This is a genomic window from Flavobacterium sp. LM4, from assembly GCF_002017935.1.
Lineage (GTDB): Bacteria > Bacteroidota > Bacteroidia > Flavobacteriales > Flavobacteriaceae > Flavobacterium > Flavobacterium chungangense.
This window is the reverse complement of the sequence record NZ_MUFW01000004.1, coordinates 281955-301014: the sequence shown is the minus strand read 5'-3', so window position 1 is coordinate 301014 and position 19060 is coordinate 281955. Positions and strand designations below refer to the sequence as shown.

Below are 19060 nucleotides of genomic sequence, written 5' to 3'. Positions count from 1 at the left end.
TTGATTTTTTAATTGATTAATTTTTTATTTTAAGAGATTGTATTTATATTTTTATAGGTTTAATAAGGCCAGTTAACATGCAATGGTTTGTCCATCCAGGCATATTTTATAATTGAAAAAGCAAAAGGTGATTTGTTGATCAGTACATCATAGGCTTTCTTGTCTACTGTAAGTTCCCATCTGTCTTCAAGTTCTGTTAGGATTCCGTCGCGTACAAGCCAGTTTCCTCTAAAACCATCTACTGAACAATCGCCAATTGCATCCCAGTAAGAAATAGCAGCCAAGATTAAACCGTTGATTAATGTTTTATTTTCTTCGGGAATTTCGATTTCGTCCGGTATGGCATGCATCATCGATAATCCGCACAATACCTTGTTTAGGGGTAAATATGCTTCTTCTGTTTTTGTTAATCCTGTAACTACATATTGCAGGTATTGAGAAGCGCGAATCTGATTTTCTATACTGGTAAATTCGTTATCAGCTACCAATTTAAGCCTCTCAAAAAGCATAATGATATAGCTGTTTAAGATTACGATTCTGGCGTTTCTGACAGCAATACCCTCGCGAATAGGGGCTTTTGTTTTTTTACTGATGCTTATTCTTTCCATTTTTTCAAGTATTTCAATATTTTTTGAGATTAGAGCAGTTTGTTTTTCAGCATTGCTTACTGCTCTAAAACTAAGTTGTAAAGACAGTGGAAATAGGTGAATGTGTTTTTCAATGTCGATCAGGAAGTTTTTTTTTGTAATTCCTTTTTGGGTTACCACTTCCCAGATTAATTCATTCCAGATTTTATCAATCGAAATGAGTTTCCAGTTATCATTTGCTGCGGCTTTGAGCAGTTTTCTTAATAACAGTATTTGTATTTCTTTTGAGGCTATTCCTTTAATCGCAACGGTTCCTAAAACGGAATGGAATTTTTTTAGGATTCTCAGATAAGACTCTCTGTTTTTATCTAATTGACCAATTGAGCTGCATAAATTGTCAAAATCAATAGTACGGCTAAGCCAGTCTAATTGCGCTTCGGCAACGAATTCATTTTTGATTATTCCGAAAAATATTTTAGGATGGTTTACTACAATTTCACCGAGTAATTCCTTAATGTCAAATGTTCCGGAAATACTTAAGGCAACAGGAATTTGTTTTTGACGGATGATGAGTGAGAACCACTCCTGTTTTTCTTTTTCTGAAAGGTTTTTACCTGCAAACAAAATTTTGCTTTTAGTTTTATTCTCCAAAGGCAATGTATCCTCAGGCAGATTTCTCATGGTAGGATTTTCTATAAAAGAGGGGAGGGCCTTATTTTTTAAATCTATTTTATGAAGACGTTTTATCTCCTCTATAAGCTGATTTTGATTATTGTTACTATTGGTTTCCAGGTAAACGTTGAGCGCATTTTGCAGCATTTTTTGAAACAGGATTTCATTTCCTTTATAGGCAGAATATTTTAAAATCGTTATCCAGAACAATTCATTTAATCCAGAACAAATTTCTGTTTTTGAAAGTGTTGTGATTTTTTTAGTCAATAGGGCAGATTGTTCTGCTATCCAGTGTTTTTTTAAAGATGTACTGTTCTTTAAAAAATAATGCATAAGGATTTTACTTTCTTTTTCGTCCTTTTTTCGTAATAAAATAAATTTAGGATCATCAAAATTCAGAATCAGCAAATGAGATAATTCAGAGTGGGATTGTTGAGATGTGCTCTGTATCAAAAGTGCTAGTTCTATAACATCTATGGCGCTGTTGTTTCTCAATTGATTAAAAAAAGTATTTTTGACTGCGACTCCAAAAGACTTTATTTTTTTAGAAAGCAATAGTTTGGTTATAAACTGAAAGTAATTTTTACGATGTGTATGGGTTACTTTTTGGGATAACTGAAGAATAATGGTTTCCAGGAACAGCGATGAATTATGTTCTGGATGAAGAAATATTTCCTGTATACCAAACAACAGCAAATCATCAGTAAGAAGCTCTTCAGGAAAATCGTATTTTTCTTTGGCATTTAAGATTTCGTATACCATCTGAATCGTTTCTACCAGTTTTGTTTTTTTATAGTTGGCAGTTTTAACCGATAGTTTCAATAATTCACGGTTAAGAACCAATGGAAGTATTTTTTTTAGCAAATCTTTATTGCCATACGAAAGCATTACTTCGAAAGCCATTTTGGGATGCAGCGTGATGTTTTTGATAAGTGATCTTTGCAGGTCTGTAAAAAGCTCTTTTTGGGCTGATTTTTTTTGTAATTGGATTTCGAGTTTTGATAGTAAGTTTTTGAAATGAGTGGCAGGATAACTCGAATTATTACAGGTTATTTCACTGCAATAAATAGCATTGAGGCTGTTGTAAATTATTTCAGAATTATGATTTTTTACATCAGAAGGAATTCTGGAACTGGTAAACGATTCTAATAAATGTTCCGGATCAAGATTATTCTTCTTACTTAATTCTGTAATGCAGTGGAGTAGAAATGTACTATGATTTACATTTTTATTTTTTATCAGAAAAACAATTGAGATTTGCCATAAGGTCTTGCTGTTTGTTTTCAACTTAAGGGTGCTGCTTAATTTGTTCAGACAAATTATAGTATCCAGATTCAACGATGATGAAGCTGTATCGAAGTTAGAAAACAATAATCTGAGAGCTGTTTCATTTAGATCCTGAATCAGTAAAATAAGAGCATTATCGTTATGTAAAGCTTTATTTATGAGTGTGCTAAATTTTGTTGGATTCTCATTGCTCAGCACAACAATCAATTCATTCAAATCGTTTTTATTGGTATTTGTTTTTTCTTTAATTATATTGTTTAGCAATTGTTCGAAAATATCCCAGTAATCTTCGTTTTTTTCAGGCTGATAATGGTCTTTTTTTTGAGATTCAAATTCCTGTGTAAGTGTTTTTAGCGAAGCAATAAAATCATTGTCCTGACTGGTTTTATCAGAAAGTTTTATAATCGTGTTTTCAATCAGCAAAATAAGTTCAGTATACGAAATATTGTAATGATTTGCCATTTGAAGAATACTGCTTTTCATAAACGCCAGTTTATTAAAAAGAGTTCCTCGCTCCAGCAGCAGAAAATTGAATATAAAAAACCAAAGATTTTTTTTGAAATTGATTGCACTGGTCTGAATAATAGTTTCTTTTACCTGAAGTTTCGTCATAACTGAGGTGAATTCAACTATAGTATTGCTATTATTGGGTTCAAGTGCAGCGATTATTTTGGTTATATTACTTTCGTTAAATTGCCAGGCGATTCTTTTTCTTACCTGTTCATGGGTAATTCCTGTTTTTTTGATGATAATACTAACCTCGGCTAAATTATTCTGAAGTAATTCGGCCAATATTTCGTTAATAGATCCTTCTTTGTTTTGGTAATTCCATGGCAAATAGCCTTCCATCAAAAAAACAATAAGATTCTCCAGGATCGATTTTTCTTTGTTGTAAACCGAAATCAGGTTTTTCTTCTGATGATTTTGGTAGATAATCATTTCAGCAATTTTTTCCTTCAGCTGATTTCGAATTTTGGTGCTTAAATCAAACTCAAGATCATCATAATCGCACGGGCCAAGGTTTAATTCCAGCGATTCAATTCTCCAGCTTTGTTCAGGCGGACAAAGCTCATTAAATATATTAGCGACTTCTCTGGGTAAAGCGATTTTGCTCCACGAACTCAAACGGTCCTGAAGTTTGTATCCTTCATTTTTTTGATCAAAAGTAGTGTCCCACTTTAGGCTTGATACAATATGGCTGTTAATTTCTTCCATTTTTTGCTTCTAAAATTGAGGTTAAACTTCTTATGAGATTCATTGCAGACTCAACAGGATTTATGGTCACTTTTTTATCTGAGTTATCTGTTGAAGGATACTCTGAATCATTTCTAATCGGAAGTAATTCATCTTTGTATCGTAAACTTTCATACCAGTAGATATAATCCGGAATAAATCCTTCTAATTGCTGACTGGTTAAAAAGAGACATTCATAGTTAACATTCACCGGAAGATTGATTTTAAGAAACTGTTTTAAGCGTTTTTTAAATTCAGCAGTATGAAACGGATGAATAAAATTTGGGAATATCAGGAAAATGCTCTTTTTAAAAATTTTAGAATCAAGAGTTACTTTTCCATTTCCTGATGAAATCGTTATCCGGAAAGAATAATTGGACAGTGCCGTTTTTACATAATCGCTTTGATTTTCGATAGTTTCATTTCCGGGAGTGAAAAAATATTTTACATCAGCAAACAATAAAAAATTTTGCTGTAACTGCACATCTAACGTAGTTTGATCTGTACTGTTTAAAACATAATTCAGATTGGTTACCGTTTGAAAATCAATGTTTTCAATACTGTAAGAAGCATAATTTACCTGATTTGCTTTTATTATTTCGAGATTAAATTTTAATTGATTTAAAAAAAGTACCGATTCCAAAAGCACACTTCCGTTTCTTTTTTCTGTAAACCATAATGCTTCACGTATCGTTTTGAAAGCATTACTATCCGATTGATTTTCAGAGTTATTTTTTAAAATATCAAGTTTGCTTGTAATGAAATTAGAATATATATTTCTTAACCCGAAGAGTAAATTCAGTTTTAATTCAATTCCTGAAAAATTGTTGAAATCATTCAAATGTAATTTCTCTTTTTTATTGATTTTTTCAGATCTGAAGATGAAATCAGAAGTGTTTTCATTTATAAATTGAAAATTGTTTACCTTAATTTTTGGCAAATTTATATCCGGTTTACCATTAACTGGATTTGCTATTTTTGAGGCACTTAGAAAATTATATGCTTTTTGTCTGTTGTATGACAGCAGCCCAAGATTTTGTAAATACAGGCTTTTTAAAATTATTTGGTCTTTTCGTTTGTCTCCGGTATAAATCGTATCATCAATAATCGAATCAATGACCTTTGGAGATTCACCATGTCGGGCAAGCAGGTGATCGAGTAATTTATTTCTTCGGTCAAGGCTTACATTTTCCTGTTCCATAAGCTTCATTAAACCAAATATGTATGGATTATAAGGATCCTGCTGATATTCAATCCAGCTTTTTTCTTTTACTTCAGCCTGAGATTCATTTCCGTAGCTGTAATTAAAAGTATTACTATCTTTCAATAATGGCTGAATGTGAGGAACAGTGTATAAAGACTGATAAAAATAAGCAGGCGAAAACATTTTATAAGGCACTGGATATTCTAAATGTTTTTGCTCGTAAGTATCTTTTACAGCATAAAAAGCTTCCTCGTCTGAGGGAGCTCCACAAACAGAATTCTTAAAAGAAAACAATTTGGAAATATTAGCCAATTGCGAAAACTGGTTCGCCAATATTTGATCAAATAATGTCAAATAACCTTTTAACTGGCGTGATTGCGCTACCTGAATGGGTTGCGACTGATCTTCAATCGTATCGTGACCAATCCCATATTGAGCAGGAAACGTATTTTGGATAGAGTAGTAGGTATTGATATCCCTAAAGTAACTTTTAGGTAATTTTAAACCTGTACTATTGTTTATAATACTGGTTGTTTCTTCAAAATTATCAATGCTCGCGACTAAAGGTCTAAAGGAATCAAAAGGCAAATCTTTTCCGTTGCAGCTCAATATCAGGTTTTTATTCTGATAAGAAGCTAAAATATCAACCGATAATATTTCATTTACAATTGCCTGAAGAACAGCAACTGCTTTCCCTTCCTGATGAAGCTGTAAACCATTAATTGAATTAATTCCGGGCACAGATTCTATTACCGGAACTAAATCAATTGCCTGAATACTATCTATTTTATCGGTTAAGGATTCGGTTATAATCCAGCCATTTTCTAAATATGGACCATCATAAATTTCAGATGAGGTATATCCGGCAAGTTTTAAATTATCATAACTCGTTTGTGTGATTTTAGAAAATATATAGGATCGAATTGTATTTTGCAGTTCCAGTAAAACAGTGTAGGGATCAGCCTCCTTATTAAGTTCTAATTTTCCCCCAATCCAGTAATTTACGGGTTGTAATGCAATAGGCTCATTGAATAATTCTCCTAAATTTCGGCTTTGGTTAAGTAAATAAAATGCCGATTTGCAAACTTTTTTAATAGCATTGGTATTTGTAATATCAGGGTCTACATAAAGATAAACCTGATATACTTTATTAAAAGGAAAAATATTATTGTTATAGCAAAATATGGCAACATTATATACATTTTCGATACCGTCAATCAGATATTTTTTATAATCGGCGATTGTATATGGCGCAGTTGTCAATATCTCAGTTGGTAAATAGAACTGGTTGTTAATTTCAATATCTCCTTTAGCGTTCGTTAAAATATCCGGAATACTAAAATCAGTACAATATCCTAATTCAGTAAGGGCATAACAAAACTGATCAAGAATAGTCATTCCGGGATCACTTGGATTAAAGTTCGTCCATTCACTTCCAATATGTTTTTGGATATAATCAAGCGCTTCACCTTTCAGGAAAGTAAAATCCTGATGTAGGGGAAGTGGCGCTTTTACTATGTGATTGGTTGTATCCATTTGTGAATTAAAAAGAAATATTGTGATTAGGTGCCGAAACTAAAAGTGTCGCCGGGCCATAAGCTTTAAGAGTTGATTTGTTTTTTTTGAAAACAGTTGGTTTACCTGTTTTGGAATTAATGTAAGAACTGGAAAATGATACATTTTCGGCTAAGGCAACTCCTTCTATACTTTGAATAAAAGTGGCTACTTTGACATTAATCAGCGGTTTGTCAATTTCTGTTTGAGGTGCTGAACTCTTAATCCATGGCGACAGATAAAGTTTTAAAGCATCATTTACATTTTTATGAATGAGGACTGGCTGATAACCGCTTTGAACAACTATTTTAGCAGAAACAGAAACATATTCCATATTAAAATTGGAAACCGTAATGTTGGCAAACGGAGAGGCATTTTGTTTTAAAAAACCTTCAATTTCAGATTCAATGCAATTGGAAACCAAAGGAATAAAAGCATTGCTATCACTCTCATTATCCACTTTTTTTACGAGATAAACATTACAGCAGTTTTGGAATTTTTTATTTACAACTTTCGAATAATAAATACTGTCATATTGTTGGGCGATCAAAGTATAATAATCAGAAGATGTAACGATTCTGTTTTTTGTTTTGATGGTATTGCTGACTCTTTGGTTTTTATTAGTTTCGTTTTCGGCTGCTTTTCCTCCAAAAGAAGCAAATGGCTGAATCAATGTCGCGATCTGCAGAATTGCATTTTGGGGTTTGGTAATCGTTTCGCTATTTATCTGAGGAATCTGGTTATCTGATAAAAATGAAGTTCCGCTTCTTTGTACCGAAAATCCGTTTGTTTGTAAAAAAGTCGTTTTAGAGTAGGATTCAGGCTTGCCCGAAACAACAATAGAAATCCAATTGTTTTTCCTGGGCATGTAAATTTCATTGTTATTGCAATCTGCCGGAATAGGAAGTGTTATAATTCCTGAACATTTAAACTGATTCGTTTCGTCAGCTAATGGTTTTATTTGGCTCCAGCCGGAATTGTTTAAATAGAAGTAGTTAACGCTGTGACCAGGTGTAATTGCAGTTGAATTTCGGGCTAATTCAAAATACAAATTTAAAGAGCTGTTGCAGATTAAATTTTCGAGTTCAATAAATAATCCTCCGGTATAATTAAACGAAGGATAAAGTGGCAAGCCAGCTGTAACAGTTGGATTAGGCCCTGCAATAGAGGTGCTTGCTGTATTGGTCTGGTCAGAATTATCAAATATCTGATAATTGCTAAAAGGCGTATAGACAAAATACTGCAAGGGATATTCTGCTGCCGTGCTGTCAAATTTATACGTTACGGTAGCCGAATAACTAGCCGAAAACGATTTGATTTTTGGCGCAAACGGCAAATTTGCAGACGGAATAAATACAGCGTCTTTTTTTCCTCTGGCTCTCGCAAGACTATTAGCATTATCCAGTGCAATAGAAGTTACCACATTTGGATAAATTTCTGACCCAAAACCGTATTCCGGCCCGGATAAAATCATTTTTATAAATCCGGAGGAACTGCTTTCAGTAAATTTTAAAGGTTCATTCTGAATGTTCGGGTCAACCAAAAAAGTATGATCCATTACAACCTGAGAAGCTGATGTAGTGGTTTTGGAATACATATAATAACTGCTCGAATTGGTAACAAAAGGTAGAGTTGGATCTCCTTCATTAGTATCGAACAAAAAGATAGGGTTGTCATTGTCTACTTTTGGAGCAAGCACATCAATACCATTTGCGCTGTCCACTTTATATATTTTAAGTTCCTGCCACGATTTTTCTTCCAACACATTAAAGTCAACAATAAAACTGCCATTGCTAAAAGTTTCGTCATCATCATCTACAGTAACAGTTTCTTTTCTGGCACCAAGAAAATTCATAAATCTTTCTCCAACTCCCGGTTTTTCATCGTCAGTTGAACCCGGATTCAAATAATCATTGTATTGTTTGTAATACGTTCTAAAATCCGAAGGACGTTTATCCCAGTTTATTTCTATAATAAAATCATCAACTGGTTTGCTGAATATTTCGTTATTTCCAATTATAAAATTGGCGTTTTCTAAAGGAATCGGTCCAAAAGGAGGGAATGGATTTTTGGTGTTTAATTCTCCAAAATCATTGTATAACTGAAATGTTTTAACATCAAATACTTTTACTTCAATTGTTATAGAAAGTACTTTTGGAGGTGTTCCCGGATTTGAAACTGATTCAAATAAAACTTTAAACATAGGCCATTCAGTCTTTAAGCCGTCAGGATTTACAAGGAATGGTTCTATTGCAGCTTCTGTTGCCGCAAGATCTATTTCTATCGTAACAATGTTTAGCGAAGTATTTATGTTAAAAACAGATGGACCTAATTCAAGTTTTAGCCACTCTTTTTGTGTGCTTAAAAAATAGGAAGCTTTCTGTAAAAAGCTTAAATACATAGCCGAATCAAATTCCAGAGTCAGTGTTATTTTTCTTTTTCCTTCGCGTAATAATAACATTGGTGATGCAAACGCAATTCCGATTGGTAGGGAAGGGGAATTTGAATCTGACTCCCCAAAAGTTGGCCAGCTTATAATTTTTCCGTCAGCATCTTTTTGTATGCTGGTTGGTTTAATCAATTGTAAATTATAAGACCCGGCATTTGACTGATTTTGATAAGAAAGCTTACTGGCACTCACAATAGTTGCCGGATTTAAAGCGGTGTTTTTTTGTGAAGCAAATACAATAGGATTCTTTTGCGAATCAACGCCGGCATTAAATAAGGTTCCGGAAGGTAAATTAAAAATCGAATCGGTTTTGGCAAGTGTGGCGCACAAAAAAGTACTGTCAGCCTGTGCAGGTAATTTTGTCTGTTTTAAAATATCACGATAGTAAAAATCAAGATGTTTTTGTGAAATACCGTTTAACTGATTCTGCTGTACTTTTAAGATATTGATAAATGACCGTAAAAGTGTCGTATCCGGAAATTTACTTTTTTTATGGCTTAATTTCTTAAATTCATTGGATGAATGATGAATTACAGTTTCTAAAAAATTAAATAACTGATCTCCTTTTTGGGTCAGAATACCCAAACTGAAAGGAATAATGGTTTCTGATACATTCAGAATATTTTGTTCTGTTTCGAATCCAAAAACTTCCCAAAAAGGAGTTTTGTCTTTGTTGATATTCCAAAGATTAGCATCAAAAGAAGCAAATTCAGTATGCGGCACGATTTCAATAAAAACTTTTTTGACTGATGAATTGGATAAATATTGTCTAAAGGACTGAATCGCCCAAAAATCAATGCTCAATTTTGTTTTTATTTCGTAAAAAATATAATTTTTAAGATCATAAGTTTCATTGGTATTTTGCATGTAATTTGCCCAGCGCTCTATAATTTTGTAGACAGTATTAAGATGGTCAAATAATTTAGTTAACGCATTTGACTCCAAAATGCCACTAACATCTTTATGTGCCGGTTTTTGAATCTCAGTGCAAATCGTTTTATAGGCAGCGTATAGGTTTTTATAATTTGTTTTAGATATAGAAGCCATTAAAAACACAGGATCTTTTAGTAAAAAAGGATTCCAGTTTCCTTCAATGGTATTGGTGTCATTATAAAAGTTGATAAGCTTACTAAATTCTGAAGCAAAATATATCCAGTCCAGCTCAGTCCTTCCGTCAATCAAATACGGATTTGGAACGAGTGATTCGTTAAGTGAATTTATGGCGCTATTTTGATCAATTACAAGCATTATTTTCCGGCTAAGTTGGTTCCTTTTTTCAAATGAAAAGGAAAAACATAATTATGTCTGGTATTCGTTTGTGCGTAGATGTAAATAATTAATATTTCGACAACACCATTAATTAAATCCGTAGCTGCTACCCGTACTTCCTGAACTATTATTCTTGGTTCGTAACGTAATAAGGAAAACTGAATAGTTTCTACAATTTCTCATTTCAAAGTATTGTCGATTTTTCTAAACATAAATTGCTGTAATCCGGATCCAAAATTCGATTCCAGCGTACGTTCTCCTTTACGGGTATTCAAAATGATATTGATAGATTCGTTTATATTGGTTTCGTTTGCCGAGATATTTACCTGATGATTACCTGCAGAAAAAGACACAGGAAATGCCCATCCTGAACCCAAAAAAACATTTTCTTTTTTATCTGCTATTTTATCCACCTATTATCACATTAAAGGCTCCAAGGACAATTGATCCCCCATGAGCGGTTTTATCTCCTATTCTTGCGGCGGGCATTCCACCAATTTTAACAGTTGCCGATCCTTGTACTATAGAATCAGGCGGTCCTACGCAAACCAGCATATCACCAATTCTCGCTGCCGGTAATCCTGCTATCAAAACTGTTGGTTCTCCCGGCCCAACAATTGGCCCGCCAACATGCGGAATCGGAGGTACAGCCGGCGTTTGCATCGGGCATTCATGAAAATCTGTAAGTCTTGCTGCTGGAGGCATATTTTTTTTAATTGATAATTGATAATTGATAATTGATAATTGATAATTTTTTTAATTAATCATTACCATGGCGCCTTTCAGCGTTAATTCCATTCCTCCGGAAACCTGAGCTGTTTGTCCGCCCTGAGCAGTATACTGCATATCTGCTGATTCTTTGATGTTCAATCCTTTAGTGGTAACATCGCCTCCGCTTGATTCAATTGTAATTCCCTGCATGCCTTTGATAGTTACATTTTCCTGAGCCGAAATATTTATGCTTTTTTGGCTTGACATATCAATACCGCTGCTTGACATGACAACGCTATTCTGGTTTTCATCTTTAATCGTAATCTGTTTGTCTTTATCGCTGATAATGATGGTGTTTTTATTAGGCGTGGCAACGGTCCAGATTTTATTTTCATCATCAAACTCTACTGAAATTCCGGATTTGGAAACAATAGCTTTTATGGAGTTTTTTTCATTAGGCGATAAGTCCGTAAAAGGTTTATTTTTGGTTCCGCTGTACAAACTTCCCAAAATCACAGGATAACGGGGATCTTCGTTTAAAAAACCAAGGATAACTTCATCACCAACTTCAGGTAAAAAAAACGCTCCCGCTCCACTGGTAGAATAAAAGTTGGAAAGTCTGGCCCAGATTCCTGCGCCATTCGTGTCAAATAATGGAACATCTACTAAAATTCGATATTGAGAATCGGGATCATCAAACATTTTTTTTACAGTAGCGTTAAATAAACCTCTTGCTCCCGGTAAAAGGCCGGATGCGGGAGGAGACATAACATCTGGTTCTTCAGTAAACCAAAAAGGCGAAAGTCCAAGTGAAGCATGAGAAACCCAATTTCCTAGTGACAGATCATGAACAACACCTGAAATAATATAATCACCATTAAACCGATCGCCAACACCATCAAAAGTCATGTATTTTCCCGGATCGATTAAATTTGTTCCCTGAAATTTAGCATCACCAATTATTTTAGAATATTCACTTTTAATGATTTGAGCTTTTGACCAATTGGTTAAATCAGCAGTTTCTAAAGGTGCTGAAGTTTGCAGTTGAAAAGTGGAGAGTCCAATAACTTCGGATAATTTTTTTGATGATAAATTTCCGGCTCCGGTTATATTTGGTATGGCTTCCCCATTTACGATTACCTGATTTTTGTAATCCCACGTATTGGAGGTCACATTTCCTATTTGAGTTGTGGCATTTAATTTGGCATTAAATTCCAAAAGACTGTTTCCATAAGTGACAGTCAGAACCGATGTTGTATTGCTGTCCGGTGCATTTACAGAAACTTTTCCGTTTATCGTAGTTACAATTAATCCGTTTGCTTCGGCAAGAGCCAAAATATAATCCCAGTCGGTTACATAATATTGTACTTGTTCAGGCCACTTTGTAGATGTAGCTGCCACATCCGAAGATAATCCATAGGTTCCAATAATGGATGAAATGATATCGCTGTCTTTTTGATTAGAATAGGTAAGACTTTTTCTTCCCACAATCATTTTTACTGCGGCATCCCTGCATTCTATTTCTAAAGCAGATCCAACCAAATCATCAATACGAATGGACTGTCCCATAATTAAGCCCGAAAAAATAACGGTATTGGTATTATCATAACCTGCTTCTATACTAACAGCCGCTCCGGGAACAAAAGTAGAAGAGGAACTTGCATCAAAAGTTCCGGTATTTGCTTCTCCGTCAAGAATTACAATTTTTGCAATAGCGATTCGGTTTACTTTTTTTTCGATGTGAACAGAAAGCACGCTCAGTTCATCAGGTATTGTACTACCGTTAATTTTAACTGAGAATGTTGCAATTCCGCCACTTGGTATTTCGTTTGAAGCACTCATGATTAAGAAGGATTTACAGGAGGAAATATTAATTTACTGATACCTTTGAGATTTCTGAATTTGTTCAGGTTGTTGAATTGTGCCACTTGTATATAAAGGGAGTCATCATCCCACGTTTGTAAACACAACTGAGGTAATGACATTCCCTCTGTTACATTGACAATATGCGTTAAGTCCGGTGATTGAGGAGCATCAATCATTGTTACTGATTTGGGAGAAATATATTGACTGAAAGCCAAAGATATTTTTGCTCTCAAAGGATTCCCGTCTGGTTTAAACAGAGTGTATGAAATATCTATAGAATCCAGAACCCCATTAAAAGTAATATTCTGACCCCATTGTACTTTTACGAAATTAGGACGGTGAATTTTACCGTTATACGTATAAATAATAGTTTCCAACGCCTCTATTTCCTGTGCCATATCAATGCGTTTTGCATCTACAATACCTGTACAGTCTATTATGATTTCGAAACTTAGTTTATCGCTGGGAGTACTTTTATATTTTTGAGATGCAGAGCTCGTTGCAGGAGCCTGCTGTTCATTATATTCAATGCTTTTTTGTATTTTAATGGTATCAGGATTAATCATAAAGGCATACGGGCTTGCTGAGAATTTATTTTGAAATTCTTCATCAGTATATCCTGTTATTTTCATTAATTCCAGACTTGCCATTTTTTTATTTTTAACGTTTATAGCTATTCTCCTGATTTTTTTCGGCAATCAGCCTTTTGCATTCTTCTAATACCTGTTTTCTTAAAACAGATAATTCTTTTTCTTTCACTACAGAAGAATTTCTCGTATTGCTGCTTACGATTTCTGTCTTGATAATGAGTTCTCTTATTTCTATTGGCATAATTATTAAGCAAAAAGGTTATCAAATTTTGTGTCTGAAGAAATATCAAAATAGGTATAGGCGAGTTCAATAGATTCTATTGCAATACCGCTTTCCTGCGAGTTTAAGTCAGAAATAGCATATTTTACAGGATAAGCATTATTAAAAGTCCATTGCATGCATACAATACCGGTGGCATTAAGCAAACTCAAAATCACATTGTGGGGCTGAATCGTATTTGATAATCCCTGATCAATAGAGTTTGCACACCAGTTTACCAATTGAGATCCCACGGGTACTACGGCTCTTTTAAGAACTAAGTTTTGGCTGTTAGAAACAGTTGGGAGGCGGTATTTAAAACGATTCTCGCCTCCGCAAACAATTTCTTCAACACTTAATTCTTTCGAAATTCCTGATACCTCTTTGAAAGCTGCATCTACACCTGAAAATGAAAGTGTAAAATAGAAGCTAACCGGATAATCCATTATTTGCCACCATTTTTAATGATGAGCTGCTCATGTGCAATTTCGATAGTGTCTACTGCAACCTCATTTCCATCAGATTTTAAATCGGTGCTGGTAATTTTGGTTGGCCAGGCATTATTTAATGTCCATTGCATAGTTACATCGCCTTTTTCGTCTAATAATTTGATCAAAACTGTTCTTCTTTTAATCGTATTCATCACGATTTGCTGATGCCAGTCCCAAAAAGTATTATCGTTTACAAAAATGCCACGCTTCATGGTAACATTTCCGTATTTGGTAATTCCCGGCATTTTTTCTACAGAAAAAAGAGGGCTGTTACTTTTACGATATTCTATAATTTGATTTTCGACATCCATTCCTGTAACTTCCTGAAAAGCTACTTTTGTCAATTCAGTTCCAAGGTCTACTTCGAACCTAAACTTTGGCATTGGCCATGTTGCGCCTTGTACGCTTCCGTCATCTGGTGGTGGCATAATATTTTATTTTAAATTAAAAATTTCTTTGATTTACTAGAGTATTTCTTTGATTAACTAGAAGTTGCCATTTGCTGTTGAAATGTCAATACGATAAATTCTGCAGGATGAACTACTGCTACTTTTACAGTTACATTCATAAAACCATTCAAAAGATCATCTGCTGTCATTGTAGAGCCCAATCCACAGGCAACTGAATAAGCATCTGATGCACTCGCACCTTGCAGACCGCCTTGTTTCCAGATCGAATTAAGAAAACTGCTGATCATAGAAATTACGGCTTCCCAGGTATTTTTGTCATTTGGCTGAAACACATAAGCCTGAGCTGCGAGTTTACAAGACTGTTCAAGAAAAATCATGGTTCTTCTTACCGGAATATATCGCCAGTCCTGGCTATTTCCGTCTAAGGTTCTTGAACCCCAAATTAAAATACCCAATCCATTAAACATTCTGATTGCATTGATAGATTTTCCTGAAACGGCATCAACATTTAAATTTGCCTGCTGACTTTCAGAAATACTGATTGGTAATGAAGCTGCTCCAACAATAGAAGTATTTGCAGGTGCTTGCCAAGGGCCAACAGCATTGTCAGTGGTAGTAATAACCCCAGCCATAGCACCGCTTGGAGGCAGAATATTAGCATCAGTCAGTACGTGTTTTATGATTAACGAGTAAATTGGGCTCGCAATCAAAAGAGCGTTGTTGTTTTGAGTAACACTTAAACCGCTATCAGGATTTTGAATGTTGGCAATAATCGTAGCAACGGCCGGGTTAGGTGCATTTGGCGGATTGAGAATTGAGGCAAGCTGTTTTATATCACCACCAAATAAATTGGTATAATCAATATCCGAATTCTGCATTATGGTAGTTCCAATAAATGGATAATAGGCCATACCATAATTTAGGCCCAGAGCACCCGTGTTATTCCTGAAATTGGTAATGTCCTGAGTATACAAAATAGGATCAGGATCATCACCTCCAATAATATCAAATAAACACATGGCCGTTTGCATTTTTGTAGCCTGAAGAAGCATTGATTGCATAAGGGTACCATTGTCTGCAAGATTTAACAAAGTAGCTTCAGGACAAATGTACATCGTTGGTTCCGGTTCGTTTAGTAATAAAGTAAGACCGTTAGATAAGTCGTTTAACTGTACATTCGGATTCACAATCGGAGTACCCGGAGTCATTGGCTTTTGTGATCCGGGGCCATAAGTACCCACAGATACAATATACGCATCGCCACCGCCATTTTCATAAAAAAGCTTCACGCTGTTATACAAATAATAGACTGTATTAGGATCCGGAACTATAGAATAGTAAGATCCGTTGATCAACATATAGTCTCCCTTTGCCGGCTGACTTTTTTGTTCTACCAAATAATATTCAGGGCTATATTGTTTAGCAGGACTTGCTGGACTCGCAGGATCCGGTAAACAAAAAAATGCCTGAAAATCAGAGAACGATGTGATTCTTACCGGTACATTCGTGTACGATGTACCTTCATAAGAAGCTTGTGGCGTGTATCCAATAAATGCCGGTACAGCCGTAGCAACTGCTACTACTGAATTTGGAAAGGCATTTAATTCCTGAATATACACACCAGGGGTTTGGATGGTAGATAAATTCATTGATTTTTAATTTTTAATGTTCATTTTAATTTGTTTTTTATAGATAGATATACATTGGTGATGCTATTTGATTTGTGTTACTGTTTTTGACTATTTCAATTTGTGAAACATCAGGAACAGGTAGTCCTTTAATGATTACTCTTCCGTTTAAATTGCTTTGACCGGATCCATTTGATGTATTTTTATTAATTAAATCAAATTTGTACTTTGGTTTTTCACTAAGCAGAATATTAGTAGTGCTTGATGTAAAAAGGAGCGCTTTTTCTCCTGTTTGAAGAGTAACCTGCTGCGGACCATCAAATTGAATATTTTCTTTTTCAGTAATCGCCGGATTGTTTAAGGTAACGGCATTTTTATTAATAAAATAGTATTGCCATTGTGTCGCTCTGGCTTTAAATTTTATTTCAAACTGAAAGGGAGTAGTGGTTTGATTTTTTAGAATATCAGCAAAATAAATTTTTAAACTGCCAAAAAACGGAGCCATTGATTTTGTTTCTAATGTTGGGCTGAGCGTTGTAATACCATTATTATTCTGATTTTTATCATCATGGCTGTCAAATATAATTTCGCCGAGCCAGTTTATAGGTAATGCTGTAAAAAGAATGAAATTTGGATTACTGCATCTAATATCAAATTCAAAGTAATTCTGTGTAGTAGTTTTCGAAATATAATCGAATAAATTTGATAGTGATGATGTAGTACTGAACAAATCAAAACCGTTGTAAATAGTATTGATTTTAAAACCAAATCTCTTTAGTATTTTTTCTGTTTTATGATTAGCAATAAAATGAAGACAATTGCACTTGGTGTTATCAAAATAAGTATGATACACAGCTGTAGTAAATATTTTTATGTAATTGCTTTGTATCATGTTGTCAGAGCATTACTGGTATTGGTTACAGCTGGTGTAATCGCGATTGTTTCATTAGCCTGAACTTTTATAAGTTTCATTTTATAAATTATTGACGGCTGGTATTTTGCTCCCATTGCGGTCCATAAACTATGCATCTGATGGTACGAAATCTTTTCGTATTCAAATTCCAGTTTTGACAAGCCTTCCGGAATAGAAGAAGAGCTGGAAGCATCCAGATAATTATTAATCTGAAAAAAATAAATAATGGCATCGAGAAATTTTAGAGATTCATTATAATCGTCAAAATTACTGCTGATCAGGATGTCCAGATTGTATCTTTCGACAGGGTTAAAACTGGAATAATTTCCGTTTTCGAGCTGTTTGTTTTTTATATAAAATGGCTGATTGGTTTCTTTCTCCACATTGATTAAGGATAAAACCACTTTATTCTGATTCACTTTAGGAAATGTACCATTCACATCTACAATATAATTCAGGACGATTTTATCTTCGTCCAGTCCAAAACGGTTTTTTAAAAACTGTCCCAGTAATTTATTCGTAAATTGAAGTGATTGATTGATCATTTTAATATGATTTAAATTATTCAGAAAAGAGATTGTCAATGGCAGTGGTAAAATTACTTTAGAATTGAATTTGTGTAAGATTTTCAGAATGTACTTTTCGTATACATTGTTTAAAATTTCTGATGTTATATAGACAAAATGTAGACAGGAATATTTTTTAGTAAAAAGAAAGGATTTATTCATTATGTATGGTCAGTTTTAATACGATTTATGAAAGATGATTTTAGTGGTTTTTAGTTTTATTTAGGGTATGCTGTTAGTTTGTTATAAAATAAAAATTGATTCAGTTACAGGTTGTAAAATGAATCAATTAAGCTTTTTTATATCGAAAGATGAAGTGATTTTAAGAGACGCTTCTTAAATACGAAATGATATCCTGTTTTTTTCAAGTGTCAATTTCTTTTTTAAGCGGTATTTATGAGTTCGTACGCTTTCCTGATTAATACCGAGAAGGTTGGTAATGTCATTATTACTCATATTCCTTTTAATGTAGCAGCAATACTTTAAATCTTTAGGACTAAGGGAAGGATGTTTTTTGGCAAGGGCCAATAAAAATTCTGGATCTGATTGTTCAAAATAAATTTTAAAATCGTCCCAGAGTTTATTGTCATTGGCAGCCGTTTTAATACAATTTGCGATAGACATTAATTCTCTTCTGATAGTATCATCAACATTTGGGTACAGGAACGAAATACGTTTTTTAATATTTTGAAGTACTTCTACTTTTTGATCAAGTTCCATCACATAATGACTTAATTCTCTGGTATGATTAAAATCATTTTTTTGTAAGGCTGCTTCTGCAAATGTTGAACTCGCTTTATTTGTAGTTTCTGTTTTTTTTAAGACAAATATAGATTTGATTCTGTAGATTAAAAAAGCAACATTATTAATAAGCTTATATGGATGTGTAAAAATAATACAGTTTTTTGGCCAGTATGACGATTCGCATTCATAGCTTTGAGTTAAACATAAAATAGGAATATCTATTTTACTGGAATTGAAAGTACTGTCGTTTATAACAGGCTGATTTCTTTTGAAGCCTAAAATAATTAAGTCCGGTGCTAATGATTTTGCGGCATTATATAAATCGATAGCTCTGGAAACAGTAACCGTAGAAAAAGTAAAATCAGACATTGTTGACAATACATTTAATACCTGGGTTAAAACGAAGGTATCATCACATCCTATCAATATTGATTTTTTTTCAGGCATTTTGGTGATCGTTTTTTTGGGTTGGTTTATTATAGCAGTTTAAAATTAAAAATCTAATCATTTTAAAAAAGGAGAGTTTGTCACAGAACAGGTTTTTCTTGTCATGAAAAACATATTTTTTGTGTTGTTGATTAAAATGAAATGACTTTCTGTGAATTTTTAGCCGAGATTTATTTCCTT

Annotated in this window: 14 protein-coding genes; all 14 read right to left on the bottom strand. The window is 34.0% G+C overall.

All coding sequences use genetic code 11. The features are described from left to right. Positions 1-59 precede the first annotated feature (59 nt). The 14 genes from BXU10_RS21125 to BXU10_RS21065 all read right to left on the bottom strand — a co-directional run bounded on the left by BXU10_RS21125 (position 60) and on the right by BXU10_RS21065 (position 18880). Positions 60-3761, bottom strand: a complete 3702-nt coding sequence (locus BXU10_RS21125) for a contractile injection system tape measure protein (protein ID WP_078229470.1) — start codon at positions 3759-3761, stop codon at positions 60-62. Next, positions 3748-6519 carry a hypothetical protein gene (locus BXU10_RS21120; protein ID WP_078229469.1) on the bottom strand — a complete coding sequence of 924 codons (2772 nt, stop codon included), beginning with the start codon at positions 6517-6519 and terminating at the stop codon, positions 3748-3750. The genes BXU10_RS21125 and BXU10_RS21120 overlap by 14 nt, the downstream gene beginning before the upstream one ends. A 7-nt stretch (positions 6520-6526) precedes the next feature. After that, a complete protein-coding gene (locus tag BXU10_RS21115) occupies positions 6527-10234 on the bottom strand; it encodes a hypothetical protein (RefSeq protein WP_078229468.1) in 3708 nt (1235 codons plus the stop codon). A 200-nt stretch (positions 10235-10434) separates the two neighbouring features. Further along, positions 10435-10668, bottom strand: a complete 234-nt coding sequence (locus BXU10_RS25370; protein ID WP_223255519.1) for a GPW/gp25 family protein — start codon at positions 10666-10668, stop codon at positions 10435-10437. Continuing rightward, positions 10661-10960: a PAAR domain-containing protein gene (locus BXU10_RS21105; protein ID WP_078229467.1), complete on the bottom strand. Its 300-nt coding sequence runs from the start codon at positions 10958-10960 to the stop codon at positions 10661-10663. Before BXU10_RS21105 ends, BXU10_RS25370 begins: the two co-directional genes overlap by 8 nt. A 51-nt stretch (positions 10961-11011) precedes the next feature. Then, positions 11012-12808: a type VI secretion system tip protein VgrG gene (vgrG, locus tag BXU10_RS21100; RefSeq protein ID WP_078229466.1), complete on the bottom strand. Its 1797-nt coding sequence runs from the start codon at positions 12806-12808 to the stop codon at positions 11012-11014. Between the two features lie 2 nt (positions 12809-12810). Beyond that, a complete protein-coding gene (locus BXU10_RS21095) occupies positions 12811-13482 on the bottom strand; it encodes a hypothetical protein (RefSeq protein WP_078229465.1) in 672 nt (223 codons plus the stop codon). A gap of 10 nt (positions 13483-13492) precedes the next feature. Beyond that, a complete protein-coding gene (locus BXU10_RS25080; RefSeq protein WP_189328112.1) occupies positions 13493-13663 on the bottom strand; it encodes a DUF5908 family protein in 171 nt (56 codons plus the stop codon). A gap of 5 nt (positions 13664-13668) precedes the next feature. Beyond that, on the bottom strand, positions 13669-14127 hold the full coding sequence (locus BXU10_RS21090) for a phage tail protein (protein ID WP_078229464.1): 459 nt from the start codon (positions 14125-14127) through the stop codon (positions 13669-13671). Continuing rightward, entirely contained in the window at positions 14127-14600 is a 474-nt protein-coding gene (locus BXU10_RS21085) for a phage tail protein (protein ID WP_031455486.1), read from the bottom strand. Before BXU10_RS21085 ends, BXU10_RS21090 begins: the two co-directional genes overlap by 1 nt. 53 nt (positions 14601-14653) lie before the next feature. Beyond that, on the bottom strand, positions 14654-16231 hold the full coding sequence (locus tag BXU10_RS21080; protein WP_078229463.1) for a phage tail sheath C-terminal domain-containing protein: 1578 nt from the start codon (positions 16229-16231) through the stop codon (positions 14654-14656). A gap of 37 nt (positions 16232-16268) precedes the next feature. Next, entirely contained in the window at positions 16269-17102 is an 834-nt protein-coding gene (locus BXU10_RS21075) for a hypothetical protein (protein ID WP_078229462.1), read from the bottom strand. Next, a complete protein-coding gene (locus BXU10_RS21070; protein WP_078229502.1) occupies positions 17099-17668 on the bottom strand; it encodes a DUF4255 domain-containing protein in 570 nt (189 codons plus the stop codon). The genes BXU10_RS21075 and BXU10_RS21070 overlap by 4 nt, the downstream gene beginning before the upstream one ends. 357 nt (positions 17669-18025) lie before the next feature. Then, positions 18026-18880 carry a hypothetical protein gene (locus BXU10_RS21065; protein ID WP_078229461.1) on the bottom strand — a complete coding sequence of 285 codons (855 nt, stop codon included), beginning with the start codon at positions 18878-18880 and terminating at the stop codon, positions 18026-18028. Positions 18881-19060 lie beyond the last annotated feature (180 nt).